Origin of the sequence: Chryseobacterium sp. 22532, from assembly GCF_052044665.1 — a bacterium.
Classification (GTDB): Bacteria; Bacteroidota; Bacteroidia; order Flavobacteriales; family Weeksellaceae; genus Chryseobacterium; species Chryseobacterium lathyri.
In genome coordinates, this window is sequence record NZ_JBQENJ010000001.1 from 573650 (window position 1) to 594327 (window position 20678).

The 20678-nt window shown below is 35.7% G+C and carries 19 protein-coding genes; all 19 read right to left on the reverse strand.

Annotated elements, in window-relative coordinates; translation table 11 throughout:
* Entirely contained in the window at positions 1–936 is a 936-nt protein-coding gene (locus ACTJIV_RS02730) for a glycosyltransferase family 2 protein (protein WP_440625445.1), read from the reverse strand.
* Positions 933–2081, reverse strand: a complete 1149-nt coding sequence (locus ACTJIV_RS02735) for a glycosyltransferase family 4 protein (RefSeq protein WP_440625447.1) — start codon at positions 2079–2081, stop codon at positions 933–935. Before ACTJIV_RS02735 ends, ACTJIV_RS02730 begins: the two co-directional genes overlap by 4 nt.
* The gene (asnB, locus tag ACTJIV_RS02740; protein ID WP_440625449.1) at positions 2081–3883 is read right to left on the reverse strand and encodes an asparagine synthase (glutamine-hydrolyzing); all 1803 of its coding nucleotides are present in this window, start codon (positions 3881–3883) and stop codon (positions 2081–2083) included. The genes ACTJIV_RS02735 and asnB overlap by 1 nt, the downstream gene beginning before the upstream one ends.
* A 5-nt stretch (positions 3884–3888) precedes the next feature.
* The gene (locus ACTJIV_RS02745) at positions 3889–5487 is read right to left on the reverse strand and encodes a hypothetical protein (RefSeq protein ID WP_440625451.1); all 1599 of its coding nucleotides are present in this window, start codon (positions 5485–5487) and stop codon (positions 3889–3891) included.
* 5 nt (positions 5488–5492) lie between these two features.
* Positions 5493–6281, reverse strand: coding sequence for a class I SAM-dependent methyltransferase (locus ACTJIV_RS02750; protein ID WP_440625453.1), 789 nt, complete (start codon positions 6279–6281; stop codon positions 5493–5495).
* 48 nt (positions 6282–6329) lie between these two features.
* Positions 6330–7256, reverse strand: coding sequence for a glycosyltransferase family 2 protein (locus tag ACTJIV_RS02755; protein ID WP_440625455.1), 927 nt, complete (start codon positions 7254–7256; stop codon positions 6330–6332).
* 32 nt (positions 7257–7288) lie between these two features.
* Positions 7289–8209, reverse strand: coding sequence for a glycosyltransferase family 2 protein (locus ACTJIV_RS02760; protein WP_336377790.1), 921 nt, complete (start codon positions 8207–8209; stop codon positions 7289–7291).
* Between the two features lie 7 nt (positions 8210–8216).
* Positions 8217–8885 (reverse strand): hypothetical protein, encoded by a 669-nt coding sequence (locus ACTJIV_RS02765; RefSeq protein WP_440625456.1) that lies wholly within the window; start codon positions 8883–8885, stop codon positions 8217–8219.
* 75 nt (positions 8886–8960) lie between these two features.
* Complete coding sequence (locus tag ACTJIV_RS02770; RefSeq protein ID WP_111958958.1) at positions 8961–9887, reverse strand: glycosyltransferase; 927 nt, start codon at positions 9885–9887, stop codon at positions 8961–8963.
* Positions 9888–9901: 14 nt separating this feature from the next.
* The gene (locus ACTJIV_RS02775) at positions 9902–10768 is read right to left on the reverse strand and encodes a glycosyltransferase family 2 protein (RefSeq protein ID WP_440625459.1); all 867 of its coding nucleotides are present in this window, start codon (positions 10766–10768) and stop codon (positions 9902–9904) included.
* Positions 10768–11622 (reverse strand): glycosyltransferase family 2 protein, encoded by an 855-nt coding sequence (locus tag ACTJIV_RS02780; protein WP_440625461.1) that lies wholly within the window; start codon positions 11620–11622, stop codon positions 10768–10770. Before ACTJIV_RS02780 ends, ACTJIV_RS02775 begins: the two co-directional genes overlap by 1 nt.
* Positions 11615–12739 carry a glycosyltransferase WbsX family protein gene (locus tag ACTJIV_RS02785; RefSeq protein ID WP_440625463.1) on the reverse strand — a complete coding sequence of 375 codons (1125 nt, stop codon included), beginning with the start codon at positions 12737–12739 and terminating at the stop codon, positions 11615–11617. The genes ACTJIV_RS02780 and ACTJIV_RS02785 overlap by 8 nt, the downstream gene beginning before the upstream one ends.
* Positions 12740–12742: 3 nt before the next feature.
* Positions 12743–13357: a DapH/DapD/GlmU-related protein gene (locus tag ACTJIV_RS02790; RefSeq protein WP_440625465.1), complete on the reverse strand. Its 615-nt coding sequence runs from the start codon at positions 13355–13357 to the stop codon at positions 12743–12745.
* 11 nt (positions 13358–13368) lie between these two features.
* Positions 13369–14520 (reverse strand): dTDP-4-amino-4,6-dideoxygalactose transaminase, encoded by a 1152-nt coding sequence (gene rffA, locus ACTJIV_RS02795; RefSeq protein WP_440625467.1) that lies wholly within the window; start codon positions 14518–14520, stop codon positions 13369–13371.
* On the reverse strand, positions 14517–15656 hold the full coding sequence (locus ACTJIV_RS02800) for an acyltransferase family protein (RefSeq protein WP_440625469.1): 1140 nt from the start codon (positions 15654–15656) through the stop codon (positions 14517–14519). Before ACTJIV_RS02800 ends, rffA begins: the two co-directional genes overlap by 4 nt.
* 4 nt (positions 15657–15660) lie before the next feature.
* The gene (locus tag ACTJIV_RS02805) at positions 15661–16293 is read right to left on the reverse strand and encodes an acetyltransferase (RefSeq protein WP_336377784.1); all 633 of its coding nucleotides are present in this window, start codon (positions 16291–16293) and stop codon (positions 15661–15663) included.
* A 50-nt stretch (positions 16294–16343) separates the two neighbouring features.
* Positions 16344–17465 carry an ATP-grasp domain-containing protein gene (locus tag ACTJIV_RS02810; protein ID WP_440625471.1) on the reverse strand — a complete coding sequence of 374 codons (1122 nt, stop codon included), beginning with the start codon at positions 17463–17465 and terminating at the stop codon, positions 16344–16346.
* A 38-nt stretch (positions 17466–17503) separates the two neighbouring features.
* The gene (locus tag ACTJIV_RS02815) at positions 17504–19360 is read right to left on the reverse strand and encodes a DCC1-like thiol-disulfide oxidoreductase family protein (RefSeq protein WP_440625473.1); all 1857 of its coding nucleotides are present in this window, start codon (positions 19358–19360) and stop codon (positions 17504–17506) included.
* Complete coding sequence (locus ACTJIV_RS02820) at positions 19350–20672, reverse strand: glycosyltransferase (protein ID WP_440625475.1); 1323 nt, start codon at positions 20670–20672, stop codon at positions 19350–19352. Before ACTJIV_RS02820 ends, ACTJIV_RS02815 begins: the two co-directional genes overlap by 11 nt.
* Between the last annotated feature and the right edge of the window lie 6 nt (positions 20673–20678).

A 20678-nucleotide genomic window follows, 5' to 3' on the forward strand; every position in this document is an offset into this window, starting at 1 on the left:
TTATCGGTTAAGATACGTAAAACGGTATTGTGTTTTTAATATTTGAGGGTTTTTGATTACCTCTAAAAAGATACAAAAATATTTATTTAATCCTGTTTTTAAGGATAAATCAAATGATTTATAAGTTAAATAAATCTTTCTTTTACAGTCTGAAGGCAATGGATTGGAATCTGCCCATTCATGTAATGATTTCCATAAAAGAAACTGTCTCTGATTATACTGCAGTGAATATCTTATAATTTTTGTAATCCTGTTATGATCATGGACCCCTCTTATGGCAATAGCTTTATCTATAATTCCGGATTTTAAATAACCGTGATAGGCCAGTTTGATGATAAAATCAGAATCCTGATGTACACGAAGATTTTCGTTGAAGCGCAGATTGTTCTTCACCAGCACTGATTTTCTGAGGGTAAGTGTATTCAGATGGAAGAATGTTCCAAAGACTTGAGAAGTCAGCCCTAATAATCCCTTCAAAACAGTTTCACCTTCCGCAGGAAAATTAACGGTGGTCAATGAGACATCTTTAAACTTATCCTGAAACTCTTTTCTGCCTTTTTCAGATAAATATTCTACGCCGATAGCTCCGAAAACGCCTTCGGTTTTTTGTTCTTTAAAAGCTTCTTTTTCCACATCAAAACGAGTGGGAAGATAATAATCATCAGCATCCAGAAAAGATATGAACTCACAGCCGGCTTTTTCAAGGCCTAAATTTCTTGTGGCTCCAGCTCCATGATTTCCTTTGTCCGGATGTTGATATAATTGAATCCTTGAATCTTTTAAGATCAGTTTTTGGCAGACTTCTAATGAATTGTCGGTGGATTTATCCTCAACCAATAGAATTTCTTTTACTTCTTCAAACTGTAAAGCAGAATCTACCGCTTTCCCCAAAAACTCGGATGCATTGTAAACAGGTATAATTACAGAGATATTCATGCCTTGCTGTATATGGCTTTTAACTTTTCACTGACCATAAGGGGATCGTGATTCTTTTTGATTCTTTCCAGAGAATTGGCTGATTTTTCAGGCAGCTGTTCCGGGTTGGTAAAAATACTCTCCAAAATATTTTCAAGCTGTACTTTCAAGGTTCTTTTTAGTTCTTCACGCTGTTCATCCGTAAAGTAAAGGGCTTGTTTCAAACGGTTTTGGGGAAGATGAATAAGCCAGCCGCAGTCTTCATTATTGATTTCCGGCAAGGCACGTATATCTGTTGTAATCACGGGAACGCCGGCTGCCTGCATCTCCAGAACAGAAAACCCATAGGTATCCGACCAGGTGGGCAAAAGACCAATATGAGACTGCTTAATCAGTTCCAGCACTTTTTCATTAGGGATATTTTCAAAAATTTCAATCCAGTCTTCTTTTTTCAACATTTCTTTAGTTTCCAGCGCTTCTTTTTCAGTTACCTTGGTTACATAATTGTCTGTTTTAAATGACGAAACAATACTAAGCCTGAAATTGTATTTCTGTCTTAATTTCTTTAAAACCTCTATCATTTCAGGGCCTCCCTTTAGGTGAAACTGTGTTCCTACGAAAATAAGATTAAAGATTTCTGTGTTTTGGTAAATCTCCTGTGAATTTCTCGGAATAATTTCCTGAGAAGGGTGGATTACTGAAAGCTTTGATTTTATGATTTCCTGAAATTCAGGGTAATTTTTTAGAAGCTCCAGCTGAATATTGGCAGCTGCATTTGAAATTGAGATAATTCCCAGGCAGTTCCTTTTGCCAATCTGTTTGAGAGCATTTTCTGTTTTCTCATTGCGAATGTGCTGAGGTTCGGTTTTCTGATGATCATTTTTGGTTTCAGGAAAACGTGGTACCAGGGTTTCAAAAGAAGTCACCCATTTCTGGGAAGAATAATTGATGTCATTATAAAGGTGAAGAATATCAATTTTAGGTTTCTGATAAAAGAAATATCTTCCTTCAATATCCGTCTTTTTTCTTAATAAGATTTTTTTTACGGTAGACAGTGAATGAAAAAGATTGTTGTTCTTTCTTAAAAAAACATATTCACATCCAGAAACTTTATTTAAAATATTTCTTTTAATGGGATAGTCATTTTGTGTCAGTCCTATTTTCATTACTGTAAATGATTTTTATTGTTCTGAAACCAAAGCGCAAGAATCAACAGATTCCAATGTTGGTGATGTCTGTTAAGCTTTTTCTGCACTTCGTTAAAATCTAAAAAATTAAATATATAGCTTTCCTTATTTTCAAGAAGTTCTTTACTTAGATCCTGAAGTTCAGTTTCTTTGAACCATTCTTTTACAGAAGCTCCAAAGCCGTTCTTTTTGCGGACTGCAATTTCTTCTGTCCAGGCTTTGGAATAAGCCTTTCTCAATATAATTTTATCTTCTGTAGAATTAACTTTGTATTGCCATGGCATTTGAATACAGAATTCCGCAAAATCAATATCCAGAAAAGGGATCCTTACCTCTACAGAATTATACATGGAAGTTCTGTCGCCTTTCAATAGCATATTGGCCGGAACATACTTCTCCAAATCGATTCGCATCAGATCATTAAAATCTGTATTAGTAGGCTTAAAGCTGAATTCCTGTCCTGGAATTTCCTCGGTAATTCCCAGTTGTCTGATTTCAGAAACGGTAAAGTAATTCCGGACCTTATTCTGATGGTAATCTATAGTGTCGCGATATTCTGCCCTTATGCGTCTTTCGGAACCCATATCCCTGAATTTACCGGCTAAAAGAATCATCTTTGAAAGATAGTCCGGGTAAAAGCCTTTTTGGGAAAGGTTGATGTTGTATTTATAAAAAGTATAGCCTCCAAAAAGCTCGTCGCCTACATCACCGGAAAGGATCACCTTAAGATCTTTCGCTGCTTCTTTGAAAATGAGATGGGTAGGGAGTAGGGAAGAGTCCATTAGCGGCTCATCCATATAGGAGTAAACTTCCTGTAAAGTTTCGGAAATCTTCTGTTTTTTATCTAAAAGAATATGATGATCGGTTTTATATTTATCTGCAATAGCCTGTGCATAAGGCATCTCGTTAAGATCTCCACTTTCGTAACCGTACACCAATGTTTTTATATTTTCTTTATATTTTGAGGCAACGGCAACAATGGTACTGGAATCCAAACCTCCTGAAAGGAAAGAACCTACGGGAACATCAGCTACCATCTGTTTTTTTATAGCATTATCTAAAAGATATTTAAATTTTTCAATACTCTCATCCATACTCAGTTTGGAAGTTTCGGTAGGAATGGTCCAGTAAGGTTTTATATCTATTTTTCCTTCTTTATAGACCAGCGTATGAGCAGGTTTGAGGTTGAAAATATTCTTGTAAATGGTTTTATGAGGATGAATGTAACCGTTTTTTAAATAATAGGCGATCTGTGCTTTATCAATCTCAGGTTTTATTAATCCTGATGCAAGAATGGCTTTAATTTCGGAAGCGAAAATGAACTCACCGTTTTTTCCGACAGCATAATAAAATGGCTTCTCTCCGAAACGGTCTCTTGCGCAGAACAATTCCTGTTTTTCTTCATCCCAGATTGCAAAAGCAAACATTCCCGGAAGATCATGGATCAGATTTTTCTCTTTTTTCTGATACATGGCAAGCACCACTTCGGTATCTGAACTTCCGTGATAAGAATAATCAGAATACTGATCTTTTATGGCCTGATAACCGTAAATTTCGCCATTCAGCACGATACATTCTTTTTTTGTACTGGAAAACATGGGTTGTTTTCCGTTTTCAGACAGATCTATAATCGAAAGTCGGCGATGGCCTAAAGCCGCATTATCATAAAATTCATGGTGTGAAGAATCCGGACCACGATATGCGATGGCATCTGTCATCCTTTGAATTTCACTTTGATAGTTTCTGGCATTATGGGTTATGATTCCGGCTATTCCGCACATTTGTTTTACTTTTTTTGATATTGAGAGGGAAGATATAAGGTAAATCTACCTGCTTTTATCACTTTATACTGTTCAGGATGATTTACAAATTTTAAAGGTACGAATTCTTTCGGGCTGAAAGGATAGTCGTTACTTTCAAGATAAATATAATCGTCCGGGGTTTTCCCCACTTTTTTAATGATATAATGCATATAATCTTTTAATGGGAAGTAATAAAAGATAGGAGGATGAGCATCAAGAATATACAGATATCCTATCAGGTGATTGCTGGAATAAATTACGTTGGACTGATTCTGCAGGTAAGGACGCAAATCTTCAAGGTCTTTTTTCCTTTGTTTATCCAGATACAGATCGTAGCCGTTCACTTTTACCTTTTCTGTCTGCTCCGTAAATATGAAATCTTTCCAGCCTTTTGTTTTAAGAGTATCCGGAAAACTATAGATCATAAAAGAAACTGCAAGAAGGTAGCCTGAAATCCAAAGTATATTTTTGTACAGTCTTATCAGGCATATGAATATAAGGACGAAATAATAATATTTGTAAGCAGGAAGCCGCAAATGAAACCAGGTTTGGGAACCAAATGCCAGACAATAAGGAATGATCAGAATTAGCAGAACCAGGTATTTGTTTTCTCTGGATTCTGTTTTGCTGGTCCAGAACCTTACAACAAGGAGGTGGGTGAACACAATAAAAGCAAAAATATAATACTCGCTTGAGCATATAAATAATCCTAAAGTAATGATCCCTATAACTGCTAAAACTTTATCCAGAATTTTAACGGAATTCTCCGAAAATCTGGATTTCCATAATAAGAAATAAGTTATTGCAGCAGGTAATACTGCATTCAGGAAAAGATAAATGCACCAGAATACCATGAAGGTTTTAGAGTGCTGCTTTTTATGAAAGCCAAGATAGTCTTTAAGGAATCTGAACTGATAAATAAAATTATCCAGAGTATCGAGAAAAGTGAAATATACAATGATTCCGGTAATAAAACCTGCCAGGAACCAGATGGTATTAGCTTTCCAGCGCTTCAGGTCACACAGAATGATAAAAACAAATATAGGGGCTATAACAATGCTGTGAGAATTCCCGTTGAACAAAACAAAGGATAGAACAAATCCGGCTAAAACCTGAATAACCTGTTTTTTGGTCATCAATGAGATCAATATCAGTGAAACGCCGGTATTGACCAATATGGTATTGCCAATATACTGATGAATAATAAGGTTACTGATAGACCAGCTTTCAAATCCGAGAAAAATACCTAAAAGGCTTACCATAAAAATGTTGCCTTTTAAATTAAGGTATCTGAAGACGGAGAAGCAAAGCAAAAAATTGCTCAGCACCAACGTGGTTATAGAGATAATCCTGAAATGGTAAATATTCGGGGTATAGAGAAATTTAAATATTCTGAAAAAATTGGTTCTGTCAAAACTTAGGCTCTCTCCTTTATTTTTATAATATGACAAATAATAAGCTTCATCATTAAAAATAAATCCCTTGTCAAGATTGGCATAGGTAAGATATGCCAATAATACGGCCCCAGCCGCAAATACAAAATAAATAAGTATCTGAAGGGGATTGGGAAGTGATTTATTCATACCGGCTATTTTTTACATTCAAAAATAAAGGCGGAAGCAATATTCTTACTCATCGGGTGATACTGTAAAATTACATCCAGAAATTTAATAGGGAAGGTAAGGCACATCACAATGATTAGTAAAATATTGTGCAGAGGTTTAATACCAAAAGAAAATAACATGACAATCCATTCCTGTAAAGGCCAGAGCATTCCTCCTGTAGGGCTTATGGAGTGGATTTTAAGGTTTTTAAAGGCAGCGAACTGTACTTTGATCCCCTCATAGGTATATCTTTGGAAGTCATATGGAGAGGCGTGAAAAGCCTGCATAAAAGGAATCTCGCATAAGAGTTCTCCGCCAGGCTTCAAAACCCTGTGGATCTCTGCAATTACCGCCTGAGGATCCGGAACGTGCTCCAGAACAGCAATATTGATGATCTGATCTATAGAATTATCTTTAAAAGGAAGCTTGGTAATATCGCAAACGACATTTACCGGATTGTAGGGGATAAGATCAACATTGATGATATCATCTCTTAGGTCCGTATATCCGCTTCCTAGATTGACAACAACTTTATCAGTATTTTTGGTTTTTTTAAGAACCCTACTTAAGAAAAAATATCTTGAAGGATATAAAGGAGCAATGATATAAATGAGAAGTTCATATAACCATACATATTTTTTGAAAAATGTTTTGATCTTGTCTAAAGAATCAGAAACAATGTCTTCATCGAATTCAAGAAATACAAATTTTCCGTTTTTGTATTCATAATTAAACTTAGCGGTATCAATAATTGATTCTATTTTGTCTTTCATCTGTGTTTAACGTTTAAGGGATATATAATATTGGGGATACTGATAATTTTAAGTGTTGACCGTTTTTTCGATAATGGTATACGGCCTGTTTCTCACCTCATTATAAATTCTGTAAATATATTCTCCAATAATTCCTAAACTGATCAGCAGGATAGAATTGAAGAAAAGAATAATAATGATAATAGTGGTATAACCAGCTACTTCAATCTCATTTGTAAAATATCTTATGATTGTAAAAAGGCTGAATACTATTGAGATCAGCAAACCGATATTTCCTAATATACTAATGATTTGAAGAGGAAGGGATGAAAAAGAAAAAATTCCGTCTTTAGCAATGTTAATAAGTTTTTTTAAAGAATAGCCAGATTCGCCCTCTATTCTTCCACTTCTGTCATATTCCAGACCGATCTGTTTAAAGCCCACCCAGGCCCTTATTCCTCTCAGATAAGGATTCTGTTCATTAAGGGTTAGCATTTTATCTTTTACATTCTTTGTCATGACACAGAAGTCGCCGGAATCTAAGGGTATTTTTGTTTCACTTATCGAATCAAGGAGTCTGTAAAATCCCGTATAGGCCAATTTTTTTAATCTGCTTTCCTTTCTTTTTTTTCTAATGCCATAGGCAACTTCATACCCCAGATCTAGTTGGGTGAAAAAACGGGGAAGCAAGGATGGGGGATCCTGTAAATCATCATCAATAATAGCAATATAATCGCCAGTAGCATAATGGAGACCTGTTTTTACAGCGATCTGGTGGCCAAAGTTTCTTGAAAGTTTAATTCCTTTGATATAGGGGTACTTCCTGGAAAGCTCTTCTACCACTTCGAAACTATTATCCGGGCTTCCGTCTTCTACCAGAACAACTTCCAAATCCCAGCCGGACTCCTTTTTTTGGATGTCAACGGCTTCTATGGTTTTGTGAAGAAATTTGGCCGAACGATAAACCGGTATTACGAGGGTTATTTTTCGATTCATTGTGTAATAAAGTTTAAAAATACATAAAATAATTATATTTTTAAAAACGTAGGTCCTTCCTGACTTACTTCTGCTTTTATTTTATTCAGAATATCGGCCTCTCCGGATATTTTTTTATATTTTTCCATCAGCTGCTTTGAAACACTAAGTTTACCCAGTGCCGAATTTTTAAAGATACTTTGGATCAAAGCTTTTTTTTCTAATTTCAGTGCATCCGGAAGATTGGGATTCATGATTTTGGTTTCAAGAGTCAGATCTTTATATCGGGTATAATCTACTTTATCAAGAAACTGTTTACCATCATGTACTACCTTGCTGCCCGGGGCGAGAATCACTTTCTTTTTGTGAAAATGTAGCCTGTTCACATATTCGTTATCTTCACCGTAATGAAAGAAATAAGGGTTGAATCCTCCAACGGTTTCTATCGTTTTTTTAGGCAATAGCCAGTGTGCGGCATTCACAAAACTGATTTCATAGTAAGGTTTCAGTGTCTGGAAATACAGATCAGATATCAGTCTGGTCTTTTCCCAGTTATGAGCAATATATTTATCTAAAAATATATCAAGCTTCTTTTCTGTTCCATCTACATGGACAGGACTTATGATTCCAACTTCTTCTTGATGGGGATGATCATGATATATTTCCAGAAGTTTTTCAATGCTGTCTTCATAGAGCCATGCATCCTGATTCATAAGGTAAAAAAAATCTGCTCCTTTTTGGTAGGCTGCTTCTATACCGGTATTATTTGCTTTCCCGAATCCAAGATTCTGCTCAGACTGTATGAAATGTACTTCAGGAAAATGTTTTTTTATATAATCCTGAGTTCCGTCCGAAGAGCCGTTGTCCACAACGATGCACTGTAACGGAACTGATGACTGTCTTAAACTGGTAAAACATCTTTCGGCCCATTTCATGGCATTGTAGGTAACGATAATAACGTGAATACTGAGCATGGCGGTTCTAAATATACTTTCGGGTTATAGATTCCAGATATTCCTGGGGATGTATTCCTGAGAAAAATGTCTGTGTATCTTCATCAAAATCTACTTTATAAAAATCTCCTTCATCTACCTGTGAATAGAGCGCTGTATTTCCTGTTTCTTTTTCAATGGAAGAGATAATCTCTTTCAGGTCATAATAATAAGGAAAGGCAAAGTTGACTGTTCTGTTGCTAAAACCTAAACAGTGGGAATCCAGAAATTTTGAAATATCCTCAATATCTAAAAGAAGTCTTCTTGCTTTAAGATGCAGGGAAAATTCCTTTTTGTCTGCAATCTGTGTTTTAAGAAAATTAAAAAGGGTATTCGGATTTCCTCCTTTACCTACCACATTTCCTACCCTAAGGATAAGGAAGCTGTCAGCATTGTTTTCGATATAATTTTCCACTGACTTTTTGTGTATTACATAAGCACTGTCCTGTTTAGATTGGTCATGAATGCTTAATGTAGAGAAATAGACCAATTTTTTTTCTTTATTTTCTTCATATACAGATTTTAAAAGAGAAAACTCTCTTTCAAATTCTGCAGCTCTTGTTTCCAGTGAGTTTGACACTCCGGAAGCAAAGAAAACCGTGTCGTTTCTGTCATAAGATTTTACAGCATTGGCTATCATACCATTTCCGATAATCATACGTTGTGTTTTTTCATTAAATGTGTTATATAAGGGGAGCAAAATTTCATATTATGACTTGTGAATCAAATGGCTTTATCTTAAAAAATCAAAGATATGAAAATAGTATTTCATTTTTATCCTGGTTATAAAACGATCAGGAAAAGAGAGTTTCATCAGATAGTCTTTATACTTCCTGTGGCAGTAATTGATGTATTCTTTACTCAGTTCAGTATTTAAATTTAATCCGGAAACTGCATTTTTCACAAAAGAATACCTCTTGAATATAACAAAAACCTCTTCACGGGTCAATGGATTTTCTTCTTCGGCAGTGAACTTTGAAAATTTATTAAATCCGATATTCTGCTGTGGATGAATCCTGTATTCTCCCAGAACCGAATCTTCTATCCAAACCGAATTGGTATCGGCAGCCAAAAGAAGAAGTTCATAATCGTGGATAATTGTTTCATTTACTCTTTTTAACGGCAGATGTTTTTTTAGAAAGGTATTACGGACCGCCATACTCATTCCGGGGAATACATTTCCCTGATATAGCAAACGTTTGACTATTTCCTGGAGGGCTCTGAAATGTTCGGGGTTAAAGTTTTCGATGTCCCAATAATTCAGGTTTTCCTTGTTATCCAGGGATTCACCGAAAAGTTTAATATTGTGGCATACCGTATTGATCTTCTTATGTTTTTCAAAAATTTCTGTGATCACTTCCGTTTTATTGTCATACCAGCGGTCATCCTGATCGCATAGTAATACAATATCACCGGAACATAAGCTCATGGCTTTTTCAAAATTACGTACATACCCCAGATTCTCCATATTCTGATATACCTTGATGATCTCTGGGTATTGTTCTGCATAGCCGGAAAGTATTGGCAATGTATTATCTGTAGAGCCATCATCACAGATAATGATTTCAGAAACCGACAGAGCCTGGTTCAGAATACTGTCCAGCTGTTCGGCAATATAAGCTTCGCCATTATAGGTACATAGTGCTACAGATGAGGTCATAGTATATAGATTTCTCAGTTTTTTTTCTGAAAAAGAGTGTAATAATATCTTTTCAGGGCAAGATATCCCGAAACAACTTTACCACCGGTTGCTTTATTGAATTCATGCTTCAGCTGTGAAAGCTGGGTCATATGAACGTCAATCATATGATAGGCAAGCCTGTCGTGAAGCTCATCTCCATATAATTTTTTTAATATGGGAAGGAGGCTTGTTCTTTGACGCAGAACTTTATAAGGATCGGAAGATAAACTTTTTTTATCGTCTTCTTTACGGTAATGGGCCAGTGGTTCATCAATCAGAAGTACCTCAGGATTGTTTCTGGTAATATACATCCACATCAGCCAGTCTTCATTAATACTTAAGGAAGTATCAAACGTAAATCCTTCAAGAAGTTTTCTGGAAATCAGAGCACAGTGTATGGGAATTGTAAATTTAAGGTTCCACCCGAACACGATATTTTCAAAGGTGGCAAAATCTTTTTCAATGCGGTTGTATCCCGGAAAATGAGTTTTGTTTTTGTAAATCGTAAACTGGCTTAGAATCAATGGATATTTTTTTGCACCGGCAAGGCTTTTTGCAAACTTTTCACGGTGTAAAGTGTCATCAGAATCCAGGAACTGTATATAGTCTCCTGAAGCCTGTTGAAGCCCTGCATTCCTTGCGGAGGAAATTCCCCCATTCTCTTTACTGATGTATTGAAAACGTCTGTCTTTTTCTACCCATCTTTGGGCAATTTCTTCAGTATTGTCACCGGAACCATCATTCACAATAATGCACTCCCAGCCAGTAAAGGTCTGATCTGCCAAAGACTGCAGACATTCATCAAGATAGGCTGCCTGATTGTAACAAGGAACGATTATGGAGATTGCAGTATTGCTCATTACAGGTATTTATAAAATTTGCATAAACCCAGCATGTTGCCCAGCTTTACCCATCGGGAGTTTTTGATTTGCTTTTTCAGATTGGTATTGTGGGTGACTTCCTTATCGTATTTTCTGCGGAGTACATAACTTTCTAAAAATTGCTCTTCTATATTAATCCCTCTCCGTTCGGCCATCTTTATAAGGGCCACCCAATGCCAGAAAGCCGCCTGGTCTTCACTTTTGTTGGAGATTCCTCCTTTATGCACCCTGTAGAGATAAAGGTCTTCGTCTATGTATTTTACGGGAGCTACCTCACACATCTTCATGTACCAGTCTTTATCTTCGGCAATTTTGAGATAAGGGTCTATCCCTGATGTTTTATTGTAAACAGATTTTTTTAACGTGGCAAAACTGGTGATCTCAGCATTAAAGTTCAGGTATTTTTTATCTAAGGCGGTAATTTGAGCTGCCTTGTGAACTCTTACCTTGTTTAACTGGTCATCACAGTAAACAAAATTGGAATATACCAAACCTACCTCCGGATTCTGTATGTGTACATTAAATACCGTTTCGAGTGCAGTACTGATCAGTGCGTCATCAGGATCCAGGAAACCACATATTTCGGAACCGCTTAGTTCAATAAGTTTTCTTTTCGTAAATCCTATTCCTTTATTGCTGTCATTGGTTAAAATCTTAAAGCGGGAATCTTTTTCAGTTATATTTCTGATAAGTTCCAGAGAATCGTCTGTAGAAGCATCATCTAAAATTATAGCTTCCCAGTCTGTAAGGGTTTGGGAAAGTAAACTGTCAAAACATTCTTTGAAAAAACGTCCGTTATTATAATTGGCGATTAAAACAGTTATTTTAGTCATTGCTGCTTTCTTTTGATAATATTTTTTTCAGGGCTTCTAGATAACCGAATCCATTTTTACGGTCCGGTTCCAGGATATTTCCTTCTGCCCACTCATTCCAGGATTTTACCACTAAAAATTTTTCGGGATAATTTTTATCTTTCAGAAAAGTTGTTGCTTTTTCTACCTGTTTTTCAAAAAGTGCCGGGCTGTTATTACCTAAAATAATACCGCGGTTACCACTTCTCGGGGTATTATCCCAATTGGAAATAAGACATGGGAAAGTATCAACATCCGTTTCATCAAAATGAAGATCATTAATTACATCCGGTGCATTCTGAATATCCACAGGTTTTTGAAAGTCAGTTGTTTTAAGTCCCAAAAGACCTTTAATTCTGTTGGTGTAATACTGTTTTGCAGTAATTAAAGGCTTTTTATTCATGTACGGGCGCCATGCTCGTAAAAAGGCATTTGATATCTTCCCCTGATATCCTAATGTCTTATATCCGTAATCGTCTTCTGTTTTGTTGCTCCCTATTAAATAAAGATCATCAAATCCATTTTCCTTGGCGAGACTTCTGAATTTTTCAAGATAGTCCGGAGCCTTTTCATGGATGTTGATTGGATCATAAACGATGAAAACAGGTTTATTATCTACTTTAATATATCTTTCATCTTTGAAGAAAGGCAGAAGATATTGGAAATGGGCTGTTAAATCTTCATCGGTAGGATATACCTGCTCAGCTAGTATTTTATTTTTTAAGCCATGCCAGATTCCCGACCAGGTTTCGTTAGCCCAGCAGAAACAGAATGGAAAGTCCGGTTTTCTGGATTCCAGTACTTCATTGGCAATACGCTCAAGCAGCTGTACTCCGTTTCCAAACCAATAATGGTAATAAATAAAACCGTGTACTCCATAATCGCGTGCCATCTGGGCCTGCTGTTCTCTCACTTCGGGAACGCGCAGATCATAATATCCCAGATCTGCAGGGCAGATAGGCTGCTCATGTCCTTCAAATAAAGGTTTCGCCTTTCCTACATTGGTCCATTCTGTAAATCCTTTTCCCCACCATTCATCATTTTCAGGGATGGGATGGTACTGAGGAAGGTAAAATGCAAGCGTTTTTATTTGTTTCATAAATTATTTTTCTAGTGTTTTTATCAGTTTGGCAGGTATTCCTGCAATCACAGAGTTCTTTGGAAAACTTTTGTTAACAACAGAATTAGCTCCTATGATAGAGTTTTCACCAATAGTAACCCCGGGTAATATGCAGACTCCTTCTCCGATCCATACATTGTCTTCAATAATTACCGGACCTTTGGAAGACAGAGGTCTTTCAGCAGGAACCCAGTCCAGATCTTCAGCACTGATATTTCCATGATAATGGTCCGAAATGTATATCCTGCTTGCCATAAGCACATTATTGCCAATACTGATCTTATCAATGGCTCCGATGTGAACATCAGAATTAAAATTCACATTGTTTCCAATATGAATTTCCGGCTGAAAAGATTTTCCGTAAAAACGGTCCCAGGTCTCAAGCCTTAAGTTGAATAATGAGCTGAAATTATCACCTATGCTAATATATTGAGGATTTTTGATCCAATATGTTTCTGGAAGGCTTGATTGCTTTCCGAAAGCTTTGAAATGAGTTTTTGCCCAATTGTTATTCTGCTGCTGTTTATATTTTTTATAAGCTTCAGAATGCAAAATTCCGAATAAAAATTTAATGATATGTTTTTTTATAAAGCTCATATTTTTCAGGTCTACTTTTCCAGTGATGAATAATACTCGTGAATCAGGCTGTTGATATTTCTTTGTTCTGCTTCTTCGAGTTCATAATAGAACGGAAGTCTCAAAAGGCAGTCTGTAAAATGATCTGAGTTCGGAATATCAATAGGAGAGTTATCTTTTAAAAAGAATTCGCTTTTGTTCAGACTCAGATAGTGGAACACAGGATGAATATCTTTTGTTTTTAAGAACTGAATGAGGTTGGATCTTTCTTCATAGCTTCTGCAGATGATAAAGAACATATGTGCATTATTGGTCGCATAAGCCGGTATTTCCGGCAGTGTTATAAATCCTTTATCTTGTAACGGTAATAGATTGCTGTAATACTCATTCCAGATCGTGATTCTTTTTTCCTGGATGGTACCCAGGTTTTCAAGCTGTGCATATAAAAAAGCAGAGAGTATTTCTGACGGGAGAAATGATGATCCAAGATCTACCCAGCCGTATTTATTGACTTCCCCTCTGAAAAATGCACTTCTGTTAGTCCCTTTTTCACGGATAATCTCAGCACGTACATTATATTCAGGATTATTGATAACGAGCATTCCCCCTTCTCCACAAATGATATTCTTGGTTTCGTGAAATGAGAAAGCAGCGAAATCTCCAATGGAGCCTAATGCTTTTTTGGTGCCGTCGGAAAAAGTATAATAACTGTCAATAGCCTGTGCAGCATCTTCTACAACGAAAAGGTTGTGCTTTTTGGCCAGTTCCATGATTTTTTCCATATCACAGGCAATACCCGCATAATGTACAGGAACGATTACTTTTGTTTTTTCAGTAATATACTTTTCTATTTCTGCAGGATCTATATTGGGATTATCGGGATATGAATCTACGAAAACTATTCTGGCGCCACGCAAAACGAAAGCATTGGCAGATGAAACGAAGGTATAGCTGGGAACAATTACTTCATCTCCGGGCTGAATATCACATAAAATAGCAGCCATTTCCAATGCATCGGTACATGATGTGGTAAGCAGTACTTTTTGAAAGCCAAATTTTTCTTCAAAAAAGGAATGGCACTTCTTTGTGAAAATTCCGTCCCCGGAAATCTTACCGCTTTTTACCGCTTCTTCAATATATTTAAGTTCGTTTCCTACTATAAATGGCTTATTAAATGGGATCATAGTGTTTTAAATTTTGAATCTTTAATTTTTATAAATCTTTTTTCAATATAGGTGAAAGAAATGTAACTGATGAAAACAGTTAAAGCCGGAATACCAATATATATTCCGATATTAAATGCAAATATATTATTATAAAATGCTAATATCTTATAAAAAATAGGGAATAGCAAAAACATCACAAAAGGATGGTACATATAAATTCCATAAGAAATGTTTCCCAGATATGAAAAATATTTGTTTCTAAAGTTAAGTGGGTTATACTGATTGATGCTTATTAGGATCAACAGTAGAAATATAAACCCTAAAATAAGATTCTGAATATACAGTTTGAAAACAGGAACTGTAATGAAGAATCCTATCAACAGCAGTGCAGCTATATAGATAAATCTACTCTTTGTATATTTTGTTATAAAATCAGAATATTCTGAATAAAAATAACCTCCCAATGAACCAATGGCCATATATTCAAATGGAATAATAGCGGCTATTGTACTAAATATAGAATTGTAAAACTTAAAATTAATCATCATGAAGGTTATCAAAATAGCTCCAAAAACAACTGCGATAATTTTCCGGCTAAAAAAAGAAACGATGAGAGGCCATATTATATAAAATTGTTCTTCTACCCCTACAGACCAGGATTGGGATGCTCCTACAATAACTTTTCCTTGGTGTAAAGCAACATTAGGGAGAAATAAAGCATAAAGAAGTATCGTTTTTAAATCATAATCCGATAAGCTAATAACTAAACTATAGTAAGAGGAAGTGTTGGAAAATAGTGTAAAAGAATTGACTAAAATGGGTATTAAAATAAAAGATATAAGAAAGATAATATAGTATAAAGGCCATATTCTGAATATCCTTCTCAGATAGAATTTTTTAAAATCTATGCGGTTGTTTTTCTTTTTTTCTGATAACAAAAGATACGTGATCAGAAAACCACTGAGTACAAAGAATAGATGTACACCGTTCTTACCTAAGTGTTCGATGAAATAGGCTGTATATTTTGAATCAAATAAGGAAGCTAATTTGTCCCGATATTTGAATAACTCAATATGGTGCATAATGACAGAAAAAGCAGCAATTGCTCTTAATTCATTTAATCCACCAAAAAAAATGTGTTTTTTTGAGTCCATCTACTTATCGTATAAATTTTACAGGATTTCCTACATATAATCCCGGTTCATCAATGTCTTTGATAACAACACCGCCGCCTCCGATCTGGGTTTTGGCAGTCATTGTAATATTATCTATAATAGTGGAATTAATACCTATAATGCACTGTTCTTTCACGTTTACAAAACCTGCAATAGCAACAGATGGAGACAGAAAAGAATGTTTTCCTATCACTGTGTCATGAGCCACTGTGCATGAAATATTCATTAATACATTATCTTCAATCGTTACATTCTGGTCAATAACACAGCCGGGATATATGACCGATCCCTGTCCAATGGATGCAGACTGATCTCTATAACAGGAGGAATGAATAAATGTATGAAACGGAACTTTTCCTTCAAGGCTTTGAAACAGTTCTTTTTTTGCATCAAGATGCTTATAGCCAATGGCGATTAGAATTACATCAAATTCATTTTGCTGATATTTTGTAATTACATCTTGGTTTCCTCCAATAACTGGAATTTGATCAATAATAGTATTCAGCGGCTGAAACTCATCAAAGAAAGCAACCACCTTATCGCTGGAATCATGATGGATATGATACGCAATCTGCTGTCCTAAATGTCCCGATCCTATGATGGCAATTCGTTTCATGATGTTTATAGATTTATATTGATACTGTGTGGTAAATTACATCAATTTTATCATTCTAAAATTATTTTATGATCAGATTTGTAAATCAGATAGCCGGATCTATCATTGCTAGAGTGAGCGGGTTTAAGAATGTCTGATAAAATTTCTTTTTTGACAATATAATCTACATTATCACTATTGATAACAGGAAGAAGAAACTCTGTTTCCTCCGATAAAAAGTAAACACCGGAATAAGCTATTGACTGCACGCTTTCAGGTAAAATATACTGACCTAGTGCTATATCCAGTACGGCCTGCAAATAATCATATCCTGTGGATAGCTGAACAAGATCGGAGCCAATAAAATCTCCTCCCATTCTGCTTCCTATTTCTATTGGGTAAACTTTTCCGTCTTCAGTAATCATAAGTTCTATATGAGATGCTCCATTTTCAACTTTTGTAGCGTTCAGTATATGATAACTGACCTCATGGATTTTATTTTTAATTTCTTCAGAAAATGCACTTGGCTGATGGTGTGCCAACTCTACAAAATAAGGTTCTTCCGTTATTTCTTTATCTGTTATGGTAATTATAAGGTGCTTACCTTTGTAGCTAATTGTTTCTATACTTACTTCTTTTCCCTTGATAAATTCCTCCGCTACACAGGTTTTAGAAAAAGAAACATGTACTGCATTTTCTATTGCTTTTTTGCATTCTTCTGGAGAGGTTGCTTTTATCACACCCAAGCTTCCTGATCTGTCAGAGGGCTTTATAATAATAGGGTAAGTGAACGATTCAAAGTCTGTTATGTTGAATTCGGAAACAGTAACAGATTGAGGGGATTCTATATTATTTTCTTTAAAGCATTTCCTCATTAAGGATTTATTGGTGGTCAGCAATGAACATTCAATACTGTTTCCGGGTAATCCCAAATTGCTGGCTATATAAGCTATACTGGGAATACAGATGTCCGTAGCTATCGTAAGAATTCCATGTATTCCTATTTTTTTACATTCTTCGAGAATAATTTCCTTTTCTAAAACAGAAATATCATAAAAATAATCAGCAATATCTTTACAAACAGCTTTGCCGTCGTCCCATGCAAAACAATGAACTTCCAGTCCGTTTTCTTTTGCTTTTTGAACGAGAGGCAATTGTAAATAGCTAGCTCCTAAGATTGCGATTTTTTTCATTGTTTATTTTTTAAATTTGAGATGATGTTTAGAAAATGTTATAATCTTTCAATTTCCTTAATGTCTATAGAATATTTCTTATTAAGCCATGTTACAATACCCACATCCATCCAAGGCTTTTCCATTTGTCTTTTTAAGAATCCTTTTTCCCAGTGATTAGGCAGAGTATCAATTTTTTTGACTTTTATTATAAACTTGGCATTTTTTAAACCTACTCCATTCATCTTAGCCCAAAATGCTGTAAAGTCTCTGATTCCCCTTTTTAGATTTTCCTGGTTAATATTGTTGTCTGCAGTACGGAAGCACCACTTGATCCATGTGGGCCCCTTAAGATAGTTTCCGGCGGTACCGTCTTTGTCAATAATAGGCAGCCAAACTTCGCGGCCTGTTTTATCAACGTAAACAACGGAAATAATATGATTGTATGCATTAAAATGATAATCCATAAAAACAGCATGATGGGTAATTCCCAGATAGGTTTTTGATGGTTTTTCTACTGCATCTGAGGTTTTGGCCATTTCTTTTCCTAAAAATGTGTTTTCAAAACCTCCTTTTTTCTGTATCGAATTATAAGAAACAATCACCTGCAGCAATATGATGATGTACAGACCTGTTTTGATAAGAGAAATTTTAAGGTCTTTAAGGGTATAATTCTGAAGGATTTTTAATTGATCTTCATCAGGAGGAGTTACTGGAGGGGTATAGCCACAGTTTTCTTCTGTACAGCGTTCTGTATTTCTGTTTTTGGCTATATATTGGTAGACTGCCCTTCCGGTGTGATAAATTCCGGGGATACGTAAGGTCCAGCTTAGCGGTTTTAAGTAAGTAATGGCATTTAAAACCTGAATATAGGTATCCAGTCCTTTATACACTTTCCCATTTCGTACTGAATGAATGTCATCCAGAAGAGTAGCTGTGGGTATATTCTTCAATAACTCATTTTGTTCTGCATAATACTGTACCGTTTTGAAATCAATTCTTTTTGCAACATCAAAATGTTGTATTGTTATCTTGGTACGGTTACACAGAGGGCAGTCTCCATCATAGTAAAAGATGAGTTTTGCCGGTTTTTCGGAGCTTTTAAATAATTTTTCCCACCAGGAAACGGGAACCATCAGAAGGTAAATGGCACACATTCCCAATCCGAACCAGGGAATGGGATAACAAATCAATATACCCAGATGTAAGCCTAATCCGATGAGGAGTAGGGGGATCCGCCATTTCTTTCTAAAAAAAGTAAAAATGAAAATTAATTCAAAACCCATGGTTAAGTACCCAAGGAAAAGCATCAGGTATTTCTGATCCAGTATAGTGGGAATAGAGATATAATTGGTAAACGGAATACTGCTGGGATACCACATTCCCAACCCTACTGTCCAGTATGCCGATGTAAATTTATAAAATATGGAATCGAAATACACAAAACCCATTCCAACAAAAACAGGTATAAGGTAAGCTAAAACACTTACTTTTTTAGGAGGGTTATATTGGAACCTGGTATTTGAATATTTATATTTCAGCAGAAGGCGGTCCAGGGAAAGATTCCTGGATATAGGAAGAAACATCAGGAGGAAATTCATTCCGAGATAAGCATAAAACATATGGTATTCATAAGTATTTATGCTTCCCAACAGAATAATGGTCATTAAATAATTAATGATGGTTGCCAATCTTGTAAAAAGTCCGAGCGTGACAAAAATAATGGCAATCATCCATATTTTTATAGGAATTCCAAAGTCGATTTCGGCAGGTCTTATAAAAGGAATCTTGTCAAAGATCAGATGTTTGAAATAATTGAACTGGACGACTTCACAGAATAACACCAATGTGTAGGCAATTCTGAAAATGGAAAGCCCAAGCCCGGAAATTTTTTTATTATAAAGTCTATTGATCATTCTGTCCTAAAATTTTTGTAAAAATTTCTTCTGCATATTCATATGATGAAAATTCCTGAACCTGCTGTACCGCATTTTTTGAAAAAGCTGCATATTGGTTTTTATCCAGATCAAATATTTTTTTGATCCCTTCTGCCAGCTGGCGGCTGTCTTTCATAGGGATTTTATATCCGTTGTAATCGTCAATGACCATATTGGTTAATACTCCTGTGTTGAAGCCTACAACGGGAGTTCCACAGGCTAAAGCTTCCGAAACCATCATTGGGCCGGAATCTTCAATAGAAGAGTTGACAAAAACGTCCGTTGCCTGATACAATAATGATAACAGTCTGTAATCCTTGATATAATCTATTTTCTGCTTCTTAAAAGTAACCCTGTCGAATTCTTTATTTATACTGTTGGAAACAACTAAAAGATTTATTTTATTTTTCAGATCTTCCGGAAGCTCCTGATCCAGGATTTCTAAAGCTTCAAGAAGATATTTAAAACCTTTACGGGGATCTTCCATGTTCTGTGCTCCGGTAAGGATATAAAAATTATCCTCCGATAAAGAGAAAATATTTTTAGCGATATTTTTGTTCTTATCGTTGAGCAGGGTAGTATCTATCAGGCTGTTGATATTGTAGATGATCTCCTGCTCCCTGTAGATTTTTGATTTTTTTGCCTGTTCCAGGGTTAAACCCGATCCCGCAATAATTTGAAAAGAAGCTTTTTGGGCATTTTGATATTTTCTTTCCAGATTATCCTTTGCCACGTGTTTTTGAGATTCATCGGGAATTGCCGGACAGTGATCACAATTGTTCATATAGCCTTCACATCCCCAGGAAAAATGACATCCTCCTGTAAAATGGTTCATATCCACTGTGATATTGTATATTTTTGCCCGCGTGGCTTTTTGAATGTTGAAAAGATCCGTACTGTTAAGAAAATCAATGGTCATACCGGTAAAAATATAATCCGGGACGAAGCCCACAGATTTTAACAGACTTTCCACATTGATATGTTCTGTAATTTCATCTTTGCTCAAAAAAGAATACTTACTTTCTGTTATCAATGCTTTTTTTACTACAGCCTGAGGCTGTGTCAATTTTGTTTTTATTTTCCGTATTGCCCTCTCTGTTAAAGATAAATTTTTAGTAACAGGAGGATGCTGTATAGGAATATAAGGTTTTATAAAATCATCCGCTTTCGTTTTATTCTTTACACACATCACCACTTCATGTCCCATATTTTTTAAAATATGAGCTACTTTGTACATGGCTTCATAGGCGCCGTTTACATCGCCTGTAGATAAAACTAATATCTTTTTCATAAGTAC

What these genes read in the sequence shown, in the direction of transcription:
- ACTJIV_RS02820 (WP_440625475.1), bottom strand. Translation starts at nt 20,672, where the DNA reads ATGAAAAAGATATTAGTTTTATCTACAGGCGATGTAAACGGCGCCTAT.
- ACTJIV_RS02765 (WP_440625456.1), bottom strand. Translation starts at nt 8,885, where the DNA reads ATGATTATCGGAAATGGTATGATAGCCAATGCTGTAAAATCTTATGAC.
- ACTJIV_RS02810 (WP_440625471.1), bottom strand. Translation starts at nt 17,465, where the DNA reads ATGAAAAAAATCGCAATCTTAGGAGCTAGCTATTTACAATTGCCTCTC.
- rffA (WP_440625467.1), bottom strand. Translation starts at nt 14,520, where the DNA reads ATGATCCCATTTAATAAGCCATTTATAGTAGGAAACGAACTTAAATAT.
- ACTJIV_RS02755 (WP_440625455.1), bottom strand. Translation starts at nt 7,256, where the DNA reads ATGAATCGAAAAATAACCCTCGTAATACCGGTTTATCGTTCGGCCAAA.
- asnB (WP_440625449.1), bottom strand. Translation starts at nt 3,883, where the DNA reads ATGTGCGGAATAGCCGGAATCATAACCCATAATGCCAGAAACTATCAA.
- ACTJIV_RS02760 (WP_336377790.1), bottom strand. Translation starts at nt 8,209, where the DNA reads ATGCTCAGTATTCACGTTATTATCGTTACCTACAATGCCATGAAATGG.
- ACTJIV_RS02800 (WP_440625469.1), bottom strand. Translation starts at nt 15,656, where the DNA reads ATGGACTCAAAAAAACACATTTTTTTTGGTGGATTAAATGAATTAAGA.
- ACTJIV_RS02790 (WP_440625465.1), bottom strand. Translation starts at nt 13,357, where the DNA reads ATGAGCTTTATAAAAAAACATATCATTAAATTTTTATTCGGAATTTTG.
- ACTJIV_RS02805 (WP_336377784.1), bottom strand. Translation starts at nt 16,293, where the DNA reads ATGAAACGAATTGCCATCATAGGATCGGGACATTTAGGACAGCAGATT.
- ACTJIV_RS02735 (WP_440625447.1), bottom strand. Translation starts at nt 2,081, where the DNA reads ATGAAAATAGGACTGACACAAAATGACTATCCCATTAAAAGAAATATT.
- ACTJIV_RS02815 (WP_440625473.1), bottom strand. Translation starts at nt 19,360, where the DNA reads ATGATCAATAGACTTTATAATAAAAAAATTTCCGGGCTTGGGCTTTCC.
- ACTJIV_RS02775 (WP_440625459.1), bottom strand. Translation starts at nt 10,768, where the DNA reads ATGAGCAATACTGCAATCTCCATAATCGTTCCTTGTTACAATCAGGCA.
- ACTJIV_RS02785 (WP_440625463.1), bottom strand. Translation starts at nt 12,739, where the DNA reads ATGAAACAAATAAAAACGCTTGCATTTTACCTTCCTCAGTACCATCCC.
- ACTJIV_RS02770 (WP_111958958.1), bottom strand. Translation starts at nt 9,887, where the DNA reads ATGACCTCATCTGTAGCACTATGTACCTATAATGGCGAAGCTTATATT.
- ACTJIV_RS02750 (WP_440625453.1), bottom strand. Translation starts at nt 6,281, where the DNA reads ATGAAAGACAAAATAGAATCAATTATTGATACCGCTAAGTTTAATTAT.
- ACTJIV_RS02730 (WP_440625445.1), bottom strand. Translation starts at nt 936, where the DNA reads ATGAATATCTCTGTAATTATACCTGTTTACAATGCATCCGAGTTTTTG.
- ACTJIV_RS02745 (WP_440625451.1), bottom strand. Translation starts at nt 5,487, where the DNA reads ATGAATAAATCACTTCCCAATCCCCTTCAGATACTTATTTATTTTGTA.
- ACTJIV_RS02780 (WP_440625461.1), bottom strand. Translation starts at nt 11,622, where the DNA reads ATGACTAAAATAACTGTTTTAATCGCCAATTATAATAACGGACGTTTT.